The organism is Sphingopyxis sp., from assembly GCF_036402335.1.
GTDB lineage: Bacteria > Pseudomonadota > Alphaproteobacteria > Sphingomonadales > Sphingomonadaceae > Sphingopyxis.
In genome coordinates, this window is the sequence record NZ_DASWTD010000497.1 from 1 (window position 1) to 3,878 (window position 3,878).

The window sequence follows — 3,878 nt, forward strand, 5'->3', positions numbered from 1 at the left end:
CGAGCCGCCGCCTGAAGCGCTCGTCGGGCGCCGCCGACCAGATCGCCAAAATCCCTCCGCGCACCAGCGCCGCCTTGGCGATCGCGAGGCCCGCGGGCGAGTAGATCCGGTCGTTGGCTTCGCGCGTCAGGGCGTCGGGACCATTGTCGACGTCGAGCAGGATCGCGTCATAGCGCCCGCGGCCATCGGCAATCGCCGCCGCCACGTCGCCCATCACCAGCGCGACGCGCGGGTCGTCGAGGCAGCCCGCCGCGAGGTCCGCCATCGGCCCGCGCGCCCAGTCGATGATGCCGGGAACCAGCTCGGCGACAGTGATCCGCGCATCGGGCCCGAGCGCCGCGAGCGCCGCGCGCAGGGTAAATCCCATGCCGTACCCGCCGATCAGCAGATGCGCCGCCTTCCGCCCCGCCAGCCGGTCGCACGTCATCACCGCGAGCGCCTCTTCGGACCCGCTCATCCGGCTATTCATCAGCTCGTTGCCGCCGACCGCGATGATATAATCGTCGCCGCGGCGGAACAGGCGCAGCGGATCGCCGCCCGGCACCTCCGCCGTGCCGATCAGTTCGCGCATCTTCAATTGCCGTCGCCCGTCATCATGTCGTTCCTCATTGGCCCCCGTCCCGCCATCAGGCGGCCCATTCCGCTGGATCGGATTCTTCGCCGATCAACGCAAGCCCGTGCGCGATCGACGTGAGTTCGCCGCCCGTCGCGATCCGCCCGGCGCCGAAACGGCGGTCGAAGAGCGCGCGGATCGCGGGGATCAGCGATGATCCTCCCGTCAGGAACACGCGGTCGATATCCCCGGGCGCAATAGCCGCGCGCGCCAGCGCGGCGTCCATCGCCGCTTCGATACGGCGAAGATCGTCGGCGATCCACTGCTCGAAATCACCGCGGCGCACCTCGGCGCATATGGCGACGCCGTCGCTCGCAAAGCGGAATTCCGCCTGCTCGGCGCTCGACAATGCGCGCTTGAGGCGGCCGACCGCGTCATAGAGCGGAAAGCCCTGTTCATGCTCGATCAGCGCGATCATGCGGCCGACGGGTACCGGGTCGACCGCGTCGCGCCGGAGCCGCCGCAGTTCGTCGAGCGTCCGGCGATTGCGCATCAGCGCAAGGCGCGACCAGTCGGCGAAATCGGCGAAATAGCCGCCCGGGATTTCGAGCAGCTTGCCGAACGAGCGGTAATGGCCGCCCTTGCCGAGCAGCGGCAGCACCAGCTTGTCGACGATGCGATAATCGAACCGGTCGCCCGCGATGCCGATCCCCGACGACGCGAGCGGCACACAGCGTCGCGCGCTGCCCGGTTCGGCGACGCGCACGATCGAAAAGTCGGTGGTACCGCCGCCGAAGTCGGCGACAAGGATCGTCGCGGGCTCGGTCAGCCGCGAGGCATAGCTGTGCGCCGCGCCCAGCGGCTCGTGCACATAATATATCTCGGTGCCAAAGGCTTCGAGCATCAGGTCGTAACGCTGGCGCGCGAGCGCCGCATCGGGCCGGGCACCGGCATATTCGACCGGGCGGCCGACGATGACGCGGCGCGGTCGCGTATCGAGCCGGCCGCCGGCGTGCGTGACCAGCCGCTGGAGGAACAGCCGCCCCATATCCTCGAACCGGAAGGGCTTGTTGAAGATCATCGCGCGCTCGAACGACGCGCTCGCCGCGACGCTCTTGAACGACTGGACGAAACGGCTGTCGAGCGGCGACTGGAGATATTCGTCGATCGCCCACGGCCCCGCCTCGTGCGCGATCCCCTGCCACGCGCGCTCCTCTTCCCAGAAGCAGAGCGCCGAACGGAACACCCCGCCGGTAGCCGCGTCGCCGGCAAACTCGACGAGCTGCGTATCGCCGTTGCCGTCCGCCAGGGCCACGACGGTGTTGGTCGTGCCGAAATCGAGGCCGAGCGCGCTCGCGGTCGCGTTGCTGTCCATGACTATTCCTGTGGGTGATGGGCCGGCCGGGGGGCGGCGCCTATTGCACAGGCCGCGCCGGCGGGCAAGGTGCGCCCGGCGCGGCGATCAGCCGGCCGCGATCCGCCCGCCCGCGATATGAAAGCGCGTCACGGGGCCCGGCATGTCGGCGAACAGCGCCGCTTCGGTCCCCGTCAGCCACGCCTGTCCGCCCTGCCCCGCCAGTCGCGCGTAGAGCGCGCCACGGCGCAGCGGATCGAGGTGCGCCGCGACCTCGTCGAGGAGCAGCACCGGCCGCTGTCCGCGCAGCCGCGCGACACAATCGCCATGCGCCAACACGAGCGAAAGCAGCATCGCCTTCTGCTCGCCGGTCGAACAGCGCGCCGCCGAGCGGCCCGTCGCCGCATGGACGGCGGACAGGTCATCGCGGTGCGGCCCCGCAGTCGCGCGCCCCGCCGCGGCGTCGATGCGTCGCCGCGCCGCGAACAGCGACCGCAGCGCCTCGACCGCGTGCGGCGCCGTCCGCACGGCTCCTTCGCTGTCGACAAGCGTCAGCAGCGGCCGGGCAAAGGGAGCGTCGGGCTGCCCGGCGAGTTCGGCCGACAGCGCCGCCAGCATCTGCTGCCGCGCCGCATCCATCGCCGCGCCATGCTCGGCCAGCTGCGCCTCGAGGCTCGCCAGCCATTGCCCGTCGGCATTGGCAAGGTCGCCCAGCAGCTTCCCGCGCGCGCGGAGCGCCGCTTCATAGCGATTGCTGTGCTGGGCATGGCGCGGGTCGAGCGCGAGCACGAGCCGGTCGAGGAAGCGGCGGCGGTTGCCCGCGGTCTCGACGAACAGCCGGTCCATCGCGGGGGTCAGCCACAGCACCGCCAGCCATTCGCCCAGCGCCGTCGCGGCCGCCGCGGCGCCGTTGATCCGCACGATGCGCCGTCCCGGGTGCGCGGGCTCGATCCCGGTGCCGAGCGCGACCGGCGGCAGGTCGGGGTTCGGCTGGACCTCGGCAAAGACCGCAAAACCCCCGCTCGCTCCGTCGCGCACCATGTCGCCGAGCGCCGCGCGGCGCAGCCCGCGTCCCGGCGCAAGCAGCGAGACCGCTTCCAATATATTGGTCTTGCCCGCGCCATTGTCGCCGTGCAGCGCGACCAGCCCCGGCGCCGCCGCCATGTCCGCGCCGGCGTGATTGCGAAAATCGGTCAGCGAAAGGCGGGTCAGCGTCATCTGCCTGTCCGCCTACCGCAGCCCTCCCGGCGGCGCCAGCCCATCCGCCGCGCCGGTTGCATTGGAATTTTTCCGACTATCGGGAAATTTCACCATCACGACGCATTTTTCGCGCTGAAATAATATGTCGCGAACCGAAAAACCGCGCTTAACCGCCAATGAATGAATTTGGCACGGTCCCTGCAATAGTGTCGGCATCCACCGGATGGCCCGGATGGAAGGTTCAAGGAAGGAAAATATCATGGCTCATTTCAACGTCGAATCGTTCAAGAGCTACGCGATCGCCGCCGTTGCCTCGCTTTACTGCTCGATGATGTTCCTCGCCGCTGTCGGCCCGAACGCTGCGCACTTCGGTGGACTGGTCGCCTGACCGGTCCCCGTACCCCCCGAATAACGCCGGCCCGATAGCCGGGATGGAAAGGAAAGAAATGAAACAGGGTTTTCGCAAGAATCGTCGCGACGGGATGATTTTCGGCGTGTGCGCCGGAATGTCGGACCAGTTCGGCATCGACGTCTTGTGGACGCGCGTCGGCTTCGTTGTCCTGACGCTTCTGGGCTTCGGCCTGCCTCTGCTGCTGTACCTCGCCGTCGCGATCCTCGCGCCCTAGGACAGCCCGGGCCGGCCGCCTTGAAGGCGCAGTCGCACCGGCCCGCATATTCCCAGACCAAGGGCCCACCGGTCGGACCGGTGGGCCCTTTTCTGTTGGTCGGCCTTTGCCCGATATTTGCCACTAATCCTCCCTGTGGCGCAGC

General features: G+C 69.1%; 5 protein-coding genes. 2 read left to right on the forward strand and 3 right to left on the reverse strand.

Features of this window, described 5'->3' with window-relative positions; genetic code table 11:
• From VGD20_RS16205 to recF, 3 genes are all read right to left on the reverse strand, one after another.
• On the reverse strand, positions 1-577 hold a 577-nt coding region (locus VGD20_RS16205; protein WP_331135433.1), incomplete at its 3' end, for a spermidine synthase.
• A gap of 49 nt (positions 578-626) precedes the next feature.
• Positions 627-1,928, reverse strand: a complete 1,302-nt coding sequence (locus VGD20_RS16210; RefSeq protein ID WP_331135434.1) for an Hsp70 family protein — start codon at positions 1,926-1,928, stop codon at positions 627-629.
• Between the two features lie 87 nt (positions 1,929-2,015).
• Positions 2,016-3,125 carry a DNA replication/repair protein RecF gene (gene recF / locus VGD20_RS16215; RefSeq protein WP_331135435.1) on the reverse strand — a complete coding sequence of 370 codons (1,110 nt, stop codon included), beginning with the start codon at positions 3,123-3,125 and terminating at the stop codon, positions 2,016-2,018.
• A 241-nt stretch (positions 3,126-3,366) separates the two neighbouring features.
• Between recF and VGD20_RS16220 the strand changes: the two genes are divergently transcribed.
• On the forward strand, positions 3,367-3,495 hold the full coding sequence (locus tag VGD20_RS16220; protein WP_331135436.1) for a hypothetical protein: 129 nt from the start codon (positions 3,367-3,369) through the stop codon (positions 3,493-3,495).
• Between the two features lie 58 nt (positions 3,496-3,553).
• On the forward strand, positions 3,554-3,733 hold the full coding sequence (locus VGD20_RS16225) for a PspC domain-containing protein (RefSeq protein ID WP_331135437.1): 180 nt from the start codon (positions 3,554-3,556) through the stop codon (positions 3,731-3,733).
• The last annotated feature ends 145 nt before the right edge of the window (positions 3,734-3,878 follow it).

What these genes read in the sequence shown, in the direction of transcription:
- VGD20_RS16220 (WP_331135436.1), top strand. Translation starts at nt 3,367, where the DNA reads ATGGCTCATTTCAACGTCGAATCGTTCAAGAGCTACGCGATCGCCGCC.
- VGD20_RS16210 (WP_331135434.1), bottom strand. Translation starts at nt 1,928, where the DNA reads ATGGACAGCAACGCGACCGCGAGCGCGCTCGGCCTCGATTTCGGCACG.
- recF (WP_331135435.1), bottom strand. Translation starts at nt 3,125, where the DNA reads ATGACGCTGACCCGCCTTTCGCTGACCGATTTTCGCAATCACGCCGGC.
- VGD20_RS16225 (WP_331135437.1), top strand. Translation starts at nt 3,554, where the DNA reads ATGAAACAGGGTTTTCGCAAGAATCGTCGCGACGGGATGATTTTCGGC.